We start from the raw sequence: 16,465 nt of genomic DNA, 5'->3' as shown, positions 1-16,465 counted from the left end.
GATGAGCCTCGTTTGTCGAGGCCTATGCAGATGACTACGCCGGCGCGCAGGGGTTCGGTTTTTTTGCAGGCTAGTGGGCGCGGGCCTGGGTCACGCGGTCTACGAGGTACACCAACCCGTGATAATCGATGCCGCCGTGCTGGCTCAGGCCGATCTCGCAGGTGCGGCTGGTGGAGATGCCTTCGCTGCACTGTTGCACCGCGTCCTTGAGGGTGCGCAGTGCATGGGCGTTGAGTTCTGGGGTGGTAAAGCCTTTGTCGCCGGCAAAACCGCAGCAGTGGATGCCTTCGGGGATGACGACGGTTTTGGCGCAGCGCCGGGCGAGGTCGATCAGCGCTTGGCTTTCACCCAGGTGCTGGGTGCTGCAGGTCACATGGACGGCAATCGGCGCTTCCTGCGGCGTGAAGTCGAGGCGGTCCAGCAGGTGGGTGCGGATAAAGCGTACCGGGTCGTAGAGGTCCAGGCGTGTCTCGCCCAGGTCTTGCATCAGGCGCAGGGTGCAGGGGCTGGTGTCGCAATAGATCGGGTCGAGGCCGCCACGGCTGGCGTGGAGCAGGGCGCCGAGCAGTTCCTGGCGCTTGTGCTCTGCCTGTTCGGCATAGCCTTTGGAGGCGAAGGGTTGGCCGCAGCACAGGTTGTCTTGATGGTCGGGAAAGACTACCTGGTAACCGGCTTTTTCCAGCAGACCACGGGTTTTGTCGTACAGCGACATTTGCTCTTTATCCCCAGCCGCCGGGCCCATGGCGCGTGAGACACAGGCCGCCAGGTAGACTACTCGTGGGCGCTCGTCGGTGACGGCCGGGCTGAAACGAATGGCTTTTTCCGGTTGCGGCATGGCGTTGGTCCATTGTGGGATCTGGCCCTTGGACAGCCGGGTGACGGTGGCCGATAACTTCGCCAGGCGCGGCGCTCCCAGCAGCATGCGCGCGCCGTTGGCGACATGCAGGGTAAAGCGCGCACCTTGCAGCGCAGTGGCGAAATGAGTGACGAGCCATTCGGCGGTTTTCGTACGGTCGGCGTCGCGGCTGCGCAGCTTTTTCACCAGGTCGCCGGTATTGATGCCCACAGGGCAGCGTTGGGCGCACAGCCCGGTGGCGGCGCAGGTGTCGATGCCTTGGTAGTGGTAGGCCGCTTCCAATTCAGTGGTGTCGACGCCGGCGCGTTGTTTGGCCTGGATATCGCGCCAGATCACAATGCGTTGGCGCGGGCTCAAGGTCAGGCCTTTGGACGGGCACACCGGCTCGCAGAAACCGCATTCGATGCACTTATCCACAAGCTCGTCGGCGGCGGGCAGGGGCTTGAGGTGCTTGAGATGAATCTGCGGGTCATCGCTGAGCACCACATCCGGGTTAAGGATGCCGTTGGGGTCGAGCAGGCGCTTGAGCTGCCACATCAGTTGATAGGCATCGCTGCCCCATTCCAGCTCGACAAACGGCGCCATGTTGCGACCAGTGCCGTGTTCGGCTTTCAGCGAGCCGCCGAATTCAACTGCCACCAGCTGTGCAACGTCGTCCATGAACGCCTGATAGCGTGCGATTTCTTCCGCGCTGTTGAAGCCTTGAGTGAAGACGAAATGCAGATTGCCTTCCAGCGCGTGTCCGAAAAGGATGGCTTCGTCGTAGTGATGCTTGTCGAACAGTTCGATCAAACGGTTAACGCCAATCGCCAGTTGTTCAACCGGGAAGGTGACGTCTTCGATGATGACGGTCGTACCGGTTTTGCGCACGGCGCCCACGGCGGGAAAGGTGTCTTTGCGGATCGCCCAGAGCCGGGCGTTTTCCAGCGGGTCCTCGGTGAAGTCGACCTGCTTCTCCACCGGAAACGAGGCGAGGGAGGCCATGATCAGCGCCATGTGTTCATGCAGCAATGAAGGGGAGGCAGCGCGGGATTCGATCAACAGCGCGCAGGCATTGTCCGACAGGTGCTGTACGAACGCCGGCATACCCGGTTTGTCCTGTACCGAGCGCAGGCTGCGCCGGTCCAGCAGCTCAACCGCCGAGACCGGTTGGGTTTTCAGCACGGTTACCGCGTTGCAGCAGGTCTCGACATCCGGGAACACGACCAGCGCCGAGGCCTTGTTCGGGTGATCGATCACCGTGTCGTAGGTCACCGCGCTGATAAACCCCAGCGTGCCTTCGGAGCCCACCAGCAGATGGCTGAGGATATCCAGTGGGTCGTCGAAATCCACCAGGGCATTTAGCGACAGGCCAGTGGTATTTTTCAGACGGTATTTGTGGCGGATCTTTGCGGCCAGTTCGGCATTTGCCCGCGTTTCGCGACCCAGTGTTGCCAGGCGTTCGAGCAGCGCGCCGTGGGTCTGGCGAAAGGCTTGGACGCTGGTGGGGTCTTCGGTGTCCAGGCGGCTGCCGTCGGCCAGCACCAGACGCATACCGGCCAGGGTGTGATAGGTGTTTTGTGCCGTACCGCAGCACATGCCACTGGCGTTGTTAGCGACGATGCCGCCAATTTTGCAGGCATTGATCGACGCCGGGTCCGGCCCGATCTTGCGCCCGAATGGCGCGAGCCAGGCGTTGGCCTGAGCGCCGATTACGCCCGGTTGCAGGCGGATCTGCGTGCCATGCCCGCGTATTTCGCGGCCATTCCACTGATCCCCCAGCACGATCAGCACCGAGTCGCTGATGGCCTGGCCGGACAAGCTGGTGCCCGCCGCGCGGAAGGTCACGGGGACGCGGTCGCGCTGGGCCAGTTGCAGCAGCGTGACGACTTCGTCTTCCGACTCAACCCGAATCACCAACTGTGGGATCAATCGGTAAAAGCTGGCATCGGTGCCGAAGGCGAGGGTGGAAAGTGGATCGTCGAAACGCCGATCCTTCGGAATCAGCTGTGCGACGTCGCTCAGGAATGCTGCAGGCAGGCTCATCGGTCCTCCAGAAATAGCTGACGCCGGAACCGTTGCCCGGCGTCGGTTTTTACTCTTTTGCGTGCAGGTCTCAGTGCACCAGCATACCGGTGAACCAATATGCCTGCGCCAGGGTGATCAACCCGACGAGGGTGGCAAAGAACAGGCTGTGCTTGAGGGTAAAGCGGAACAGGTCGGATTCCTTGCCCACCAGGCCGGTCGCCGCACAGGCCACGGCGATCGATTGCGGCGAAATCATTTTGCCGGTCACGCCACCACTGGTATTGGCCGCTACCAGCAAGGTGTCGTTAACGCCGATCTGGTGCGCGGTGGTGGCTTGCAACGAGCTGAACAGCGCGTTGGACGAGGTGTCCGAGCCTGTCAGGAAAACCCCAAGCCAGCCGAGGAAAGGTGAGAAGAAGGGGAAGGCAGCGCCGGTGCCGGCCAGGACCAAGGCCATGGTGGAGGACATGCCCGAGTAGTTGGTGACAAAGGCGAAGGCCAGCACCATACCGATGGACAGGATTGGCCAGCGCAGTTCGTAGAAGGTTTCTTTTAAAGTGGTAAGACCAGTTTTAAAGCCTATTTTCAGGACTGCCATCGAGATCAGCGCAGAAAAGAAAATCGCGGTACCGGTTGCTGAGATCGGGTCCAGCTTGAATACGGCCGGGATGGCGGTGGGGTTCGTTACGATCGGTGCGACTTTGATCACCAGTTGGTCCAGGTGCGGGATCGCAACGTTGAAGACCCAGCTGTACATCGAGCCGCCTGCGGCGAACATCGCTTTGAAGGGTTTGAGCGTCCAGATGGTGACCAGCACGGTGAGGATCAGGAACGGTGACCATGCCTTGAAAATCTGCCCCAGGCTGTACGGCGAAACAACGGTGTTGCGTGGCAAACCGAAGCCGCCAGCGCTGGCAGTAACCGCTGTGCTCGAGGTGGCGCCGGCAATCTGCGCGCCGGCGCTGCGCTTGGGCTGCCAGACTTTCAGGAATAGGGTCAGGGCGATCAGGCTGGCCAATGCCGAGGTGATGTCCGGCAGTTCCGGGCCGATGAAGTTGGATGTGAAATATTGGGTGACGGCGAAACTCAGACCCGCCACCAGGGCTGCGGGCCAGGTTTCGCGAACGCCGCGCAGGCCGTCCATCATGAACACCAGCCAGAAGGGTACGAACAGCGACAGCAGCGGCAGTTGGCGGCCGGTCATGGCACCGATCTTGAACGCGTCAATGCCGGTGACTTGCCCTGCAACGATGATCGGGATGCCCAGCGCGCCAAAGGCGACTGGGGCGGTGTTGGCAATCAGGCACAGGCCGGCGGCGTAGAGCGGGTTGAAACCCAGGCCGACCAGCAATGCGGCGGTGATTGCCACGGGCGCACCGAAACCGGCCGCACCTTCGAGGAACGCGCCGAAGCAGAAGCCGATCAGCAGTACCTGCAAACGTTGATCGTCGGTAATCGACAGGACCGAGCTGCGGATCACTTCGAACTGACCGCTCTTGACCGTCAACTTGTAGAGAAATACCGCGGCCACGATGATCCACGCAATCGGCCACAAACCATAGGCAAAGCCGTAACCGGCGGCGGCCAGGGCCATGTCGACCGGCATCTGGAAGGCAAAGATGGCGACCAGGATCGACAGCGCGAGGGTGATGCTGCCGGCCACATGCCCTTTGAGACGGAATACGGCCAGGGCCAGGAAGAAAAACACGATGGGAATAACGGCGGCCAGTGCGGATACACCGAGACTGCCGAGAGGGCTGTAGAGCTGTTGCCAGGTTTGCATATGGGGTGGCCCCTGATTGTTGTTGTTTGTATGGCTTGGGTAATTGGTAATACCAATTTACAGTCGCTGTGGGCTAGATTAAGAGGCTTGTTGGGGGTGTGTCAATTTGCCGCCCGCGAAACTTTGGTCGTACAGCCGGGCGTGGCTGTTCTGATGGGGTGAATCGAAGGCGTTCTGATAGGTGCCGCGAGCGCGGCGATAGGCCAGAATAGAAGCCCCGGCGAGTGGTCGGGATGGTGGAGAGTGGGTTATGGGGTTTGATCAGGTGCGTCAGCGCCGTTTGTCTGACGATATCGTCGAGCAGCTCGAGGGCATGATCCTTGAGGGCACGTTGAAGTCGGGCGAGCGCTTGCCGGCCGAACGTGCTTTGGCTGAGCAATTTGGCGTGTCACGGCCATCGCTGCGAGAAGCGATCCAGAAGCTGGCGGCCAAAGGGTTGTTGGTCAGTCGTCAGGGCGGTGGCAATTATGTCGTGGAATCCCTGGGGTCGACCTTCAGCGATCCTCTATTGAATCTGTTGGAAAACAACCCTGAAGCTCAACGGGACCTGTTGGAGTTTCGCCAGACACTGGAAGCTTCTTGCGCGTATTACGCGGCATTACGAGCAACGGAAGTTGACCGTGAGCGGCTGACGGCGGCTTTCGAAGCGTTGCAGGATTGTTATGCGCGGGCCGATGAGGTGAGTCGAGTGGAGGAGGGCGCCGCAGATGCGCGGTTTCACCTGGCCATTGCGGAAGCGAGCCACAACGCCGTGTTGCTGCACACCATTCGTGGACTGTTCGATTTGCTCAAGCGTAACGTGGTGACCAACATTGGCGGCATGTATCAGCAGCGCACCGAAACCCGCGACATGCTGATCAGTCAGCACCGCGATCTGTATTTGGCAATTATCGAAGGGCGAGCCGAGCAGGCGCGCGAAATTTCAACACGTCACCTGCTGTATGTGCAGGAAGTGCTGGAGGAGGTGCGTCAGGAAGTTCAGCGCGTAGCCCGGGCGGAGCGACGTAAAGGCATGTAGCCTCGGGCGAGTTGCCCGAAGCTGCATGGTCACAAGGTTATTCTTCCTTGCCCTTGTTGCGCACCGCGCGATGCAATTCGCGATTGGAGTCGCGCTCGCGTTCGGTATCGCGCTTGTCGTATTCCTTCTTGCCCTTGCCCAGCGCAATTTCGCACTTGACCAGGTGCTTGCTCCAGTACCAGGACAAGCAGATGCAGGCGTAGCCTTTCTGTTGCACTGCCGCAGCGAGTTTTTCCAGCTCGCGGGCGTTGAGCAGCAGCTTGCGCGTGCGTACCGGGTCGGCAATCACGTGGGTGCTCGCGGTGGTCAGCGGGGTGATATGACTGCCAAGCAGCCATGCCTCGCCATCCTTGAGCAGCACATAGCTGTCGACCAGCTGCAGCTTGCTGGCACGCAGACTCTTTACTTCCCAGCCGGCCAGGACCAGACCAGCCTCGAACCGATGTTCGATGAAGTAATCGTGTCGCGCTTTTTTATTTTGCGCGATGGTCCCTGTGGGGTGTTTCTTTTGTTTAGCCATAGGGGCGGCATTATAGGGAGTTGCGAGCGAGTCGGCTACGGTCAACCTGCGTGCTTGAGCGTGTTCAATGAATCCCGGACAATGCCGGCAGTTCTTTGGTTTTTTTCTCTCGCGGATCTGGCTGTTCTTTCGCGATGTTTGCCCGCTCAGCTGTGGAAATAACGCTCACATGACGACGCATATTCAACGTTCGGCCCTGCTGCCCTATCCCGCGCAGGCGCTCTATGATCTGGTCAACGACGTGGCGCGTTACCCGGAATTCCTGCCGTGGTGCTCGACTGCCGAGGTGTTGGAGGGCGGTGATGAGTACATGGTGGCCAGCGTCGGCGTAGCCAAGGGTGGGCTTAGTCAGCATTTTGTTACGCGCAATGTGCTGGTACCTGGAAAATCCATCGAGATGAATCTGCAGGAGGGGCCGTTCACCCAGTTGCATGGGGTATGGGTATTCAAGGCGCTGACGGACAAGGCCTGCAAGATCAGCCTGGATCTGTCGTTCGATTACGCCGGGCCCATTGTCCGGGCGACACTGGGACCCTTGTTCAACCAGGCGGCGAATACGCTGGTGGATGCGTTCTGCCAGCGAGCCAAGCAACTGCATGGTTGAAATTGAAGTGGTGCATGCCGCCATTGAGCGCCAGGTGTTACTGGCGGTGGCGGTGCCGGAGGGCACAAGCCTGAGGGCGGCGGTTCACATGTCGAGGATTGCTGAGCAATTCCCGCAGTTGGAACTGGCTGAATGCCCGTTGGGAATCTTCGGTAAGGTGGTTGCCGACGCTGATACGCGTGCGGTGCAGCCAGGTGATCGAATTGAAATCTACCGGCCGTTGCTGGCAGATCCCAAGGAAGTGCGCAGGCAGCGTGCGGCCAAAGCGGCGAAGGCCAGACAGCAAGGCGCATAAATCAGCAAACAACAAAAAGCCCGGCATGCCGGGCTTTTTGTTGAGTGTCGCCTTGTTACTGCGGGCTGGTGTCCAGAGGCTGTGGCGTCGGGACTGGCACGGTTTCCACGCCATCGACGTCTTTCTGGATCTGGTCCAGCAAGGAGCCTGGCTTGGCCGGCACCTCGGATTTCGGCTTCTCGGCTTCCTGTGCGGGGGCGGTCACGCTGGTACCGCTGTCCTTGCCCATCAGCGCTTCATCGCGGCTTACGCCGGGCATGAAGTCACCTGACAGGCTGACAAGCTGGTCACTGCCATTGAAAATGACACTGACGCGCTCCTGCTGGCGCTCACCGCCGCCAGGCTGGATGCTGTAGAGATAATCCCAGCGATCGGCATGGAAAGTGTCGGTCAGCAGGGGATTGCCCATGATAAACCGTACTTGCCGTCGGGTCATTCCGGGGCGTAACTGGTCTATCATGTCCTGCGTGACGACATTGCCCTGCTGGATGTCGATTTTGTAAACCCCGGGGAATGAACAACCGGCGAGTGCGAGCAGTCCCACAAAGGTGAAACTGGTTAGCAAGAGCTTGGTGTTTTGCATCGGTGGGCGACTTCCACTATCTTGGCTGGGACAACGTAAACGCCGATCATACCCGTATTAAGAGAAGCTGCGAAGCAGCATCCGCGAGAAAGCTAACCATGGTTGAAAATAGCGAACTACGCAAAGCCGGTCTCAAAGTGACTCTGCCCCGAGTCAAGATTCTACAAATGCTCGATTCTGCTGAGCAGCGCCACATGAGTGCCGAGGACGTTTACAAGGCGCTGATGGAGTCTAATGAAGACGTCGGCCTGGCCACGGTTTACCGTGTCCTGACCCAGTTTGAAGCCGCAGGGCTGGTGGTTCGTCATAATTTCGACGGCGGTCATGCAGTGTTTGAGTTGGCCGACGGCGGGCATCACGACCATATGGTTGACCTGGATACCAATGAGGTAATCGAGTTCACCAGCCCTGAGATCGAAGCGCTGCAGCATAAGATCGCTGAGGAGCATGGCTTCGATTTGGTCGACCATAATCTGGTGCTGTACATCCGTAAGAAAAAGTAAAAATCGACGCAGAGTTGCTTTGCGAAACGATTGAAGGCGACCCTAGGGTCGCCTTCGTGCTTTATATAAGAAGCAAAATGCTCGCCTCAAGCCTTCGCGGCGACGACCATTTTCTTCGCATGAGCCAGAGACTCCTTGGTCAAATCAATACCGCCAAGCATCCGCGCCACTTCTTCTACGCGCTCCGACTTGTTCAGCTTGGACACGGCCGTGCGCGTCGCGTCGCTGCCTCGCACCTTGTGCACGAACAAATGCTGATGCCCTTGGGCTGCCACTTGCGGTAAGTGGGTCACCGTAAGCACCTGGCCTCGGTCCCCCAGGCGTCGCAACAACTGGCCAACAATCTCTGCAGTTGGCCCGCCAATGCCTACGTCCACTTCATCGAACACCAATGTCGGTACGCGCGAGGTTTGCGCTGTGATGACCTGGATGGCCAAGCTGATCCGTGAAAGCTCGCCGCCGGAGGCGACCTTTGCCAGGGCTTTGAGCGGTTGCCCCGGGTTGGCGCTGACCAGCAGCTCCACCTGTTCCAGCCCGTGGGGTTGCAGCTCATGGCTGGTGTTGGCGTTCAACTGGATGGTGAAACGGCCACCGGGCATGCCCAGGCGCTGGATTTCCTGTTCCACGGCACCGGCCAGGCGGGTGGCGCCCTGCTGGCGAAGGTCGCTCAGCTCGCGAGCCTTTTCCTGATAATGGCGAGCGAAGGAGGCTAGTTCTTCGCCGAGGCGTTCAATGGACTCGTCGTTCGCGTTCAGGGTTTCGATTTCATCCAGCAGTTTTTGCTGCATCGCCGCCACTTCGGTTGGCTGGATTCGATGCTTGCGCGCCAGGGTGTAGATGGTGTCCAGGCGCTCTTCTATTTCCTGCAGGCGCGCCGGGTCGGCATCGAAATGATCCAGAAAGCGATTCAGCTCGCCGACCGCTTCCTCCACCTGGATTTGCGCACTGGTCAGCAACGTGGTGGCTTCACTCAGTGAGCCGGACGCGTTATTCACGCTGGACAGCCGATTGAGGCTCGCCGTCAGTGCGTTAAGCACATTGCCGGAATCGCTTTCGCTGCATTGCTCGATCACCTGGCGACAGATACCCAGCAGTGTTTCGGCGTTGGTCAGGTTCTTGTGTTCCTGCTCAAGCTGCTCCAGTTCGGTCTCGCCCAGGCCCAGGCTTTCCAGCTCTTCGAGTTGATAGCTGAGCAGTTGGTGACGAGCGCGTTGCTCGTCGCCGGAATTGGAAAGGCGCTCCAGTTCCTGGCGCGTCTGCCGCCAGCGTTGAGCGGCCAGGTGAACCTGGCGGGCAAGTTCGGTGGCACCGGCATACTCATCGAGCAAGCGGCGATGGGTGTCGGTTTTAAGCAGGGATTGGTGTTCATGCTGGCTGTGAATATCGATCAGCAATTCGCCCAGGGCTTTGAGGTCGCCAAGGGGGCAGGGCGTACCATTGATGTAGCCGCGTGAGCGTCCTTCGGCGGTGATCACCCGGCGCAGGATGCACGGCCCGTCATTATTGAGGTCGCGCTCGGCCAGCCAGGCTTCGGCTTCGGGAATGTCCACCAGGTCGAAGGTGGCCAGGATATCGGCCTTATCGGCGCCGGGGCGCACCACGCCGCTGTCGGCGCGGTCGCCGAGTGTCAGGCCCAGGGCGTCGAGCATGATCGACTTGCCGGCGCCGGTCTCGCCTGTGATTACGCTCATGCCGCGATCCAGTTCGAGATCCAGATGTTCAACGATGGCGTAGTTATGTACGGACAGGTGCACGAGCATGAAGGTCGCTCCCAGGCTTTAGGTCTGGTTATTTATACAGTGTTTTGTTCTGGGCTGACAATCCTGGCGCTTAGCTCGATTTGCTTGATCTATGTGTTTTCTTAGCGCGATTAGGAATGTAGAGGCAGGAAATGATCCAAGACATGCGAAAGACTTTTGGTAACGCCTGCGCCCTTGAACCTGAAAATTGTGGCCCCATATACCGGAACAGAAGCGCGAGTTGAGTTCGCGCATGATTTTGAAAGGAGAAATCTATGGCTGACGAACAGACGCAGGATACGCAAACGCCAGACGCCAATTCGGCTGCCGGTGATGAACTGGGAACTCGTGTGCAAGTGCTCGAAGAGCAGCTGGCCGCAGCGCAGGATCAGTCGTTGCGTGTTGCCGCCGATCTGCAGAACGTCCGCCGTCGTGCCGAGCAGGACGTAGAAAAGGCTCACAAATTCGCGTTGGAAAAATTCGCCAACGACCTGCTGCCGATTATTGACAGCCTGGAGCGTGGCCTTGAATTGTCCAACCCGGACGACGAAAACATCCGCCCTATGCGCGAAGGGATCGAACTGACCCTGAAAATGTTCCAGGACACCCTGAAGCGTTATCAGTTGGAAGCCATCGATCCGCAAGGCGGTGAGCCGTTCAACGCGGAGCACCACCAGGCAATGGCGATGCAGGAAAGTCATGACCTCGAGCCTAACAGCGTATTGAAAGTGTTCCAGAAGGGCTACCTGCTCAATGGCCGCTTGTTGCGCCCGGCGATGGTCGTGGTGAGCAAGGCGCCTGCACCCGTTTCGCCTTCTATTGACGAGCAGGCTTGAAATCCGCCGCAAGGCCCCCATTTATAAGTCAAGCGTTTAAGTGCTACCGCAGTTAGCCACAACTGCTGCGGCATCCAAATTCAAGTTTCGGGAGAGTGAATCATGGGCAAAATTATCGGTATCGACCTGGGGACCACCAACTCGTGCGTCTCGGTCATGGAAAACGGCAAAGCCAAGGTTATCGAAAACGCTGAAGGCGCGCGTACCACGCCGTCGATCATCGCTTACGCCAACGACGGCGAGATTCTGGTCGGTCAGTCGGCCAAGCGTCAGGCTGTTACCAACCCGCACAACACCCTGTACGCGGTAAAACGTCTGATCGGTCGTAAGTTCGACGAAGAAGTCGTACAGAAAGATATCAAAATGGTGCCTTACAAAATCGCCAAGGCTGATAACGGTGACGCCTGGGTTGAGGTAAATGGCAACAAGATGTCTGCGCCGCAGATCTCGGCTGAAGTCTTGAAAAAGATGAAGAAAACTGCCGAAGACTACCTGGGTGAAACCGTGACCGAAGCGGTGATCACCGTTCCGGCCTACTTCAACGATAGCCAGCGCCAGGCGACCAAAGACGCCGGCCGCATCGCGGGCCTGGACGTAAAACGTATCATCAACGAACCTACCGCAGCTGCCCTGGCTTACGGTATGGACAAGGCCAAAGGCGACCACACTGTGATCGTTTATGACCTGGGTGGCGGTACGTTCGACGTTTCGGTTATCGAAATCGCTGAAGTTGACGGCGAGCACCAGTTCGAGGTGTTGGCCACCAACGGCGACACCTTCCTGGGTGGTGAAGACTTCGATATCCGTCTGATCGACTACCTCGTTGACGAATTCAAGAAAGAAAGCGGCATGAACCTCAAGGGTGACCCGCTGGCGATGCAGCGCCTGAAAGAAGCTGCTGAGAAAGCCAAGATCGAATTGTCGTCGAGCATGTCCACCGACGTGAACCTGCCGTACATCACTGCAGACGCAACCGGCCCTAAACACTTGAACGTGAAGATTTCTCGCGCCAAGTTGGAAGCACTGGTTGAAGACCTGGTTCAGCGCACCATCGAGCCTTGCCGCATTGCGCTGAAAGACGCCGGTATCGACGTTGGCTCCATCAACGATGTGATCCTGGTCGGTGGCCAGACGCGTATGCCGCTGGTACAGCAGAAAGTAACCGAGTTCTTCGGTAAAGAAGCACGTAAAGACGTGAACCCGGACGAAGCGGTTGCCATGGGTGCTGCCATCCAGGGCGCGGTATTGGCCGGTGACGTGAAAGACGTGCTGCTGCTGGACGTCAGCCCGCTGACCCTGGGTATCGAAACCATGGGTGGCGTAATGACTGCGCTGATCGAGAAAAACACCACGATTCCTACCAAGAAATCCCAAGTGTTCTCGACTGCCGATGACAACCAGGGCGCCGTGACCATTCACGTGCTGCAAGGCGAGCGTAAGCAAGCTGCCCAGAACAAGTCCCTGGGTAAATTCGACCTGGCCGAGATTCCACCAGCTCCACGTGGTGTGCCGCAGATCGAAGTGACCTTCGACATCGACGCCAACGGTATCCTGCACGTTGGTGCCAAAGACAAGGCTACCGGCAAAGAGCAGAAGATCACCATCAAGGCCAACTCCGGCCTGTCTGATGAAGAAATTCAACAGATGATTCGTGATGCTGAAGCCAACGCTGATGCGGATGCCAAGTTTGCTGAGCTGGCTGGTGCCCGTAACCAGGGTGACGCGCTGGTTCACTCGACGCGCAAAATGGTCGCTGACGCTGGCGACAAAGTGACTGCCGAAGAGAAAACTGCAATCGAAGCTGCCGTGGTTGCCCTGGAAGCCGCTATCAAAGGCGACGACAAGGCCGCTATCGAAGCCAAGGTTGAAGAGCTGTCGAAGGTGTCCGCGCCAGTGGCTCAGAAAATGTACGCCGAGCAAGGCCAGCCGGCCGAAGGTGCTGCACAACAAGCAGAGCCTGAAGCCAAGCACGACGATGTGGTCGATGCCGAGTTCGAAGAAGTCAAAGACCAGAAGTAACTTGGTCGCCCGGTTGACCGCTCACAAGCGGTGACTGGTAGGATGTCGCCGCGCGGGAGCTTGCTCCCGCGTTGGCGTGTCTGGGGTATGCGAATTTTTACAGTATGCGACAGCGTTCGGATGCTGGCGGTGTGATCGGGAATGCTCCTGCTTTCCGAGCAGTAAATGCCGCGTTTTTAGTCGGGTGGCCGGCTAAAAAGTAGTAATGACCAGGATCGTTGAATTGACGTGAGTTGGGTCCGGGCCTGCATTGGGGCTCAACGAGTTTGGCGAGGCTCAGGAGGGTCTGGCTGAACGTCCTTAAGAGTGCAAAGACTTATGGCAAAGCGTGACTATTACGAAGTATTGGGTGTGGAGCGTGGCTGCGCCGACGCGGACCTGAAAAAGGCTTACCGCCGTCTGGCAATGAAGCACCACCCGGACCGTAATCCGGATAGCAAAGAATCCGAAGAAATGTTCAAAGAGGCCAATGAGGCCTACGAATGTCTGTCTGATCCGAACAAGCGTGCAGCCTACGACCAGTATGGGCATGCCGGTGTCGACCCAAGCATGGGCGGCGGCGGTGCCGGTTTTGGTGGGCAGAACTTCTCCGATATTTTCGGTGATGTGTTCAGTGACTTCTTTGGTGGTGGCCGTGGCGGCCAGCGTGGCGGTGCCCAGCGTGGCAGCGACTTGCGCTACACCTTGGAGCTGAACCTGGAAGAAGCCGTGCGCGGCACCAGCGTCAATATCCGTGTACCGACGCTGGTCAACTGCAAGCCGTGCGACGGTTCGGGTGCAAAGAAAGGCTCTTCGCCTATCACATGCCCGACCTGCGGCGGCATCGGTCAGGTTCGTATGCAGCAGGGCTTCTTCTCGGTGCAGCAAACCTGCCCGCGCTGCCATGGCCAGGGCAAGATCATCTCCGATCCGTGCGACTCCTGCCATGGCGAAGGCCGTGTCGAAGAGTACAAGACGCTGTCGGTGAAAGTGCCGGCGGGCGTGGATACCGGCGACCGCATTCGTCTGTCGGGCGAGGGGGAGGCGGGTGCCCAGGGTGGGCCCACGGGCGACCTGTACGTGGTCATCAATGTGCGCGAGCACTCGATCTTCCAGCGCGATGGCAAGCATCTGTTCTGTGAAGTGCCGATCAGCTTTGTCGATGCGGCCCTGGGTGGCGAGCTGGAAATTCCGACCCTTGACGGGCGGGTCAAGCTCAAGATCCCTGAGGGCACGCAGACCGGCAAGCAGTTCCGCATCCGTGGCAAAGGCGTTGCGCCAGTGCGCGGTGGTGGGGCGGGCGACTTGATGTGTCGTGTGGCGGTAGAAACGCCCGTCAATTTGAATCGCCGTCAGCGCGAGCTGCTTGAAGAGTTCCGCAGTTCGTTAGCGGGTGATGACTCCCACTCGCCAAAAACCACGGGCTTTTTCGATGGCGTGAAGCGCTTCTTCGGCGACCTGTAAGGAATTGAGTATGCGACGTATAGCCGTAATGGGCGCTGCCGGGCGCATGGGCAAGACGCTGGTCGAAGCGGTGCAGCAGCGCTCGCCGGCGTCCGGGCTGACCGCGGCGATCGTTCGCCCGGGCAGCACGTTGATCGGTGCGGATGCCGGTGAGTTGGCCTCGCTGGGCCGTATCGGCGTTTCGTTGTCCGGCAACCTGGAGCAGGTGGCTGACGAGTTTGACGTATTGATCGATTTCACGCTGCCCGAGGTGATGCTGAAAAACCTGGCGTTCTGTCGTAAGGCAGGCAAGGCGATGGTGATCGGTACCACCGGTTTGACGGCTGAGCAGAAGCAATTGCTGGTAGAGGCGGGCAAGGATATCCCTGTGGTCTTCGCTGCTAACTTCAGCGTGGGCGTGAACCTTTCTCTCAAGTTGCTGGACATGGCCGCTCGCGTATTGGGTGATGAGGCGGATATCGAGATTATCGAAACCCATCATCGTCACAAGATCGATGCGCCGTCCGGAACTGCTTTGCGCATGGGTGAGGCTATCGCCGATGCATTGGGGCGTGACCTGTCGAAAGTGGCGGTGTATGGCCGCGAGGGGCACACCGGTGCTCGCGCGCGCGACACTATTGGGTTTGCGACAGTGCGCGGTGGTGATGTGGTGGGTGATCACACCGTGCTGTTCGCCACTGAAGGCGAGCGCCTTGAGATCACGCACAAGGCTTCCAGCCGCATGACGTTCGCCAAGGGTGCGGTACGTGCTGCGCTTTGGCTGGAGGGGCGCGAGCCTGGGCTGTACGACATGCGCGACGTGCTCGACCTGCACTAATCAGTAGCTTAAACAGGGCCTCAAGCTTATGCTTGGGCCCCGTTTTTACCCGCTAGGCGACGCCCTGTCGCATTCTCCTGCCTTTAAGGCTCATTAGCGGTGGACCCAAAAAGCCTTTTTCTGTAAGCTACAGCTTTAGTGTGTCCACTAAAAGCGCGCAGAATTATTCGGTGAAGAAGCGGGGTGACGTGTCCATACGTCACTCCGCTTTTTTACAACCTGCGATCGCCCTTTCAGGCTTTATTTACGGGAGGTCTTCTTGACTAAGCCAGCCATACTCGCCCTTGCTGATGGCAGCATTTTTCGCGGCGAAGCCATTGGAGCCGACGGTCAAACCGTTGGAGAGGTGGTGTTTAACACTGCCATGACCGGCTATCAGGAAATCCTTACCGATCCTTCCTACGCCCAACAGATCGTCACCCTGACCTATCCGCACATCGGCAACACCGGTACTACACCGGAAGACGTCGAGTCTGATCGTGTCTGGTCGGCCGGTCTGGTAATTCGTGACCTGCCTCTGGTTGCGAGCAACTGGCGTAACACGATGTCGCTGTCCGATTACCTGAAAGCCAACAACGTGGTGGCGATCGCCGGTATCGATACGCGCCGCCTCACGCGCATCCTGCGTGAAAAAGGCTCGCAGAATGGCTGCATCATGGTCGGTGACAATATCTCCGAAGAGGCGGCGATTGCCGCGGCGCAAGGGTTCCCTGGCCTGAAGGGCATGGACCTGGCGAAAGTCGTCAGCGTCAAAGAAAAGTACGAATGGCGCTCCACTGTCTGGGACCTGAAGACCGACAGTCACGCGACCATCGACGCGGCCGAGCTTCCGTACCATGTGGTTGCCTACGACTACGGCGTCAAATACAACATCCTGCGCATGCTGGTTGCGCGGGGCTGCCGCGTAACCGTGGTGCCTGCACAAACCCCGGCCAGTGAAGTGCTCGCCCTGCAGCCGGACGGTGTGTTCCTGTCCAACGGCCCAGGCGACCCTGAGCCATGCGACTACGCCATCCAGGCGATCAAGGAAGTGCTGGAAACCGAGATCCCGGTATTCGGCATCTGCCTGGGCCACCAGTTGCTGGCCCTGGCTTCCGGCGCCAAGACCCTGAAAATGGGGCACGGCCACCACGGCGCCAACCATCCTGTGCAGGATCTGGATACTGGCGTTGTAATGATCACCAGCCAGAACCACGGTTTTGCGGTGGATGAAGCGACCTTGCCGGCTAACGTGCGCGCCATTCACAAGTCGCTGTTCGACGGCTCCCTGCAAGGCATCGAGCGCACCGACAAGAGCGCGTTCAGCTTCCAGGGCCACCCTGAAGCCAGCCCGGGCCCGAACGACGTAGCGCCGCTGTTCGACCGTTTCATCAATGAGATGGCCAAGCGACGCTGACTGAGCGGCGTGCGGGCGGCCCCTGACTTCGGTGGCCCCCGCGGGC

General features: G+C 59.0%; 14 protein-coding genes. 9 read left to right on the top strand and 5 right to left on the bottom strand.

The genetic code is table 11. The features are described 5' to 3' along the window. Window positions 1-70: 70 nt before the first annotated feature. The gene (locus tag C4J88_RS23095; RefSeq protein ID WP_124408196.1) at window positions 71-2,881 is read right to left on the bottom strand and encodes an FAD-binding and (Fe-S)-binding domain-containing protein; all 2,811 of its coding nucleotides are present in this window, start codon (window positions 2,879-2,881) and stop codon (window positions 71-73) included. Window positions 2,882-2,951: 70 nt separating this feature from the next. Continuing rightward, window positions 2,952-4,646, bottom strand: coding sequence for a lactate permease LctP family transporter (locus C4J88_RS23090; RefSeq protein ID WP_124408195.1), 1,695 nt, complete (start codon window positions 4,644-4,646; stop codon window positions 2,952-2,954). A gap of 250 nt (window positions 4,647-4,896) precedes the next feature. Between C4J88_RS23090 and C4J88_RS23085 the strand changes: the two genes are divergently transcribed. After that, window positions 4,897-5,664: a GntR family transcriptional regulator gene (locus tag C4J88_RS23085; RefSeq protein WP_124364453.1), complete on the top strand. Its 768-nt coding sequence runs from the start codon at window positions 4,897-4,899 to the stop codon at window positions 5,662-5,664. A gap of 37 nt (window positions 5,665-5,701) precedes the next feature. Here the strand turns inward: C4J88_RS23085 and smpB are convergent, their stop codons facing one another. Next, complete coding sequence (gene smpB, locus C4J88_RS23080; protein WP_003176160.1) at window positions 5,702-6,184, bottom strand: SsrA-binding protein SmpB; 483 nt, start codon at window positions 6,182-6,184, stop codon at window positions 5,702-5,704. 169 nt (window positions 6,185-6,353) lie between these two features. Between smpB and C4J88_RS23075 the strand changes: the two genes are divergently transcribed. Then, window positions 6,354-6,788, top strand: coding sequence for a type II toxin-antitoxin system RatA family toxin (locus C4J88_RS23075; protein WP_124368388.1), 435 nt, complete (start codon window positions 6,354-6,356; stop codon window positions 6,786-6,788). Then, the gene (locus C4J88_RS23070; RefSeq protein ID WP_124408194.1) at window positions 6,781-7,083 is read left to right on the top strand and encodes an RnfH family protein; all 303 of its coding nucleotides are present in this window, start codon (window positions 6,781-6,783) and stop codon (window positions 7,081-7,083) included. Before C4J88_RS23075 ends, C4J88_RS23070 begins: the two co-directional genes overlap by 8 nt. 55 nt (window positions 7,084-7,138) lie before the next feature. Here the strand turns inward: C4J88_RS23070 and C4J88_RS23065 are convergent, their stop codons facing one another. Then, window positions 7,139-7,666, bottom strand: a complete 528-nt coding sequence (locus tag C4J88_RS23065; protein ID WP_124368386.1) for an outer membrane protein assembly factor BamE — start codon at window positions 7,664-7,666, stop codon at window positions 7,139-7,141. 98 nt (window positions 7,667-7,764) lie between these two features. Between C4J88_RS23065 and fur the strand changes: the two genes are divergently transcribed. Continuing rightward, window positions 7,765-8,169 (top strand): ferric iron uptake transcriptional regulator, encoded by a 405-nt coding sequence (fur, locus tag C4J88_RS23060; protein WP_003194220.1) that lies wholly within the window; start codon window positions 7,765-7,767, stop codon window positions 8,167-8,169. Between the two features lie 86 nt (window positions 8,170-8,255). Here fur and recN read toward each other — a convergent pair whose 3' ends face one another. Next, window positions 8,256-9,929 carry a DNA repair protein RecN gene (gene recN, locus C4J88_RS23055; protein ID WP_124408193.1) on the bottom strand — a complete coding sequence of 558 codons (1,674 nt, stop codon included), beginning with the start codon at window positions 9,927-9,929 and terminating at the stop codon, window positions 8,256-8,258. Between the two features lie 254 nt (window positions 9,930-10,183). Between recN and grpE the strand changes: the two genes are divergently transcribed. The 5 genes from grpE (at window position 10,184) to carA (ending at window position 16,419) form a co-directional block, all read left to right on the top strand. Further along, window positions 10,184-10,744, top strand: a complete 561-nt coding sequence (grpE, locus tag C4J88_RS23050) for a nucleotide exchange factor GrpE (protein WP_057725007.1) — start codon at window positions 10,184-10,186, stop codon at window positions 10,742-10,744. Between the two features lie 102 nt (window positions 10,745-10,846). After that, window positions 10,847-12,763, top strand: a complete 1,917-nt coding sequence (gene dnaK / locus C4J88_RS23045) for a molecular chaperone DnaK (RefSeq protein ID WP_124364448.1) — start codon at window positions 10,847-10,849, stop codon at window positions 12,761-12,763. Window positions 12,764-13,081: 318 nt separating this feature from the next. Beyond that, the gene (dnaJ, locus tag C4J88_RS23040) at window positions 13,082-14,206 is read left to right on the top strand and encodes a molecular chaperone DnaJ (RefSeq protein WP_124364447.1); all 1,125 of its coding nucleotides are present in this window, start codon (window positions 13,082-13,084) and stop codon (window positions 14,204-14,206) included. A 10-nt stretch (window positions 14,207-14,216) separates the two neighbouring features. After that, entirely contained in the window at window positions 14,217-15,023 is an 807-nt protein-coding gene (dapB, locus tag C4J88_RS23035; RefSeq protein ID WP_053137815.1) for a 4-hydroxy-tetrahydrodipicolinate reductase, read from the top strand. 259 nt (window positions 15,024-15,282) lie between these two features. Further along, window positions 15,283-16,419, top strand: coding sequence for a glutamine-hydrolyzing carbamoyl-phosphate synthase small subunit (gene carA / locus C4J88_RS23030; protein WP_124408192.1), 1,137 nt, complete (start codon window positions 15,283-15,285; stop codon window positions 16,417-16,419). Window positions 16,420-16,465: the final 46 nt, after the last annotated feature.

This window comes from Pseudomonas sp. R4-39-08, from assembly GCF_003852275.1.
Classification (GTDB): Bacteria; Pseudomonadota; Gammaproteobacteria; order Pseudomonadales; family Pseudomonadaceae; genus Aquipseudomonas.
This window is presented reverse-complemented; position numbering and strand designations above follow the sequence as displayed.

What these genes read in the sequence shown, in the direction of transcription:
- recN (WP_124408193.1), bottom strand. Translation starts at nt 9,929, where the DNA reads ATGCTCGTGCACCTGTCCGTACATAACTACGCCATCGTTGAACATCTG.
- smpB (WP_003176160.1), bottom strand. Translation starts at nt 6,184, where the DNA reads ATGGCTAAACAAAAGAAACACCCCACAGGGACCATCGCGCAAAATAAA.
- fur (WP_003194220.1), top strand. Translation starts at nt 7,765, where the DNA reads ATGGTTGAAAATAGCGAACTACGCAAAGCCGGTCTCAAAGTGACTCTG.
- dapB (WP_053137815.1), top strand. Translation starts at nt 14,217, where the DNA reads ATGCGACGTATAGCCGTAATGGGCGCTGCCGGGCGCATGGGCAAGACG.
- grpE (WP_057725007.1), top strand. Translation starts at nt 10,184, where the DNA reads ATGGCTGACGAACAGACGCAGGATACGCAAACGCCAGACGCCAATTCG.
- C4J88_RS23070 (WP_124408194.1), top strand. Translation starts at nt 6,781, where the DNA reads ATGGTTGAAATTGAAGTGGTGCATGCCGCCATTGAGCGCCAGGTGTTA.
- C4J88_RS23075 (WP_124368388.1), top strand. Translation starts at nt 6,354, where the DNA reads ATGACGACGCATATTCAACGTTCGGCCCTGCTGCCCTATCCCGCGCAG.
- C4J88_RS23095 (WP_124408196.1), bottom strand. Translation starts at nt 2,881, where the DNA reads ATGAGCCTGCCTGCAGCATTCCTGAGCGACGTCGCACAGCTGATTCCG.
- C4J88_RS23085 (WP_124364453.1), top strand. Translation starts at nt 4,897, where the DNA reads ATGGGGTTTGATCAGGTGCGTCAGCGCCGTTTGTCTGACGATATCGTC.
- dnaJ (WP_124364447.1), top strand. Translation starts at nt 13,082, where the DNA reads ATGGCAAAGCGTGACTATTACGAAGTATTGGGTGTGGAGCGTGGCTGC.
- dnaK (WP_124364448.1), top strand. Translation starts at nt 10,847, where the DNA reads ATGGGCAAAATTATCGGTATCGACCTGGGGACCACCAACTCGTGCGTC.
- C4J88_RS23090 (WP_124408195.1), bottom strand. Translation starts at nt 4,646, where the DNA reads ATGCAAACCTGGCAACAGCTCTACAGCCCTCTCGGCAGTCTCGGTGTA.
- C4J88_RS23065 (WP_124368386.1), bottom strand. Translation starts at nt 7,666, where the DNA reads ATGCAAAACACCAAGCTCTTGCTAACCAGTTTCACCTTTGTGGGACTG.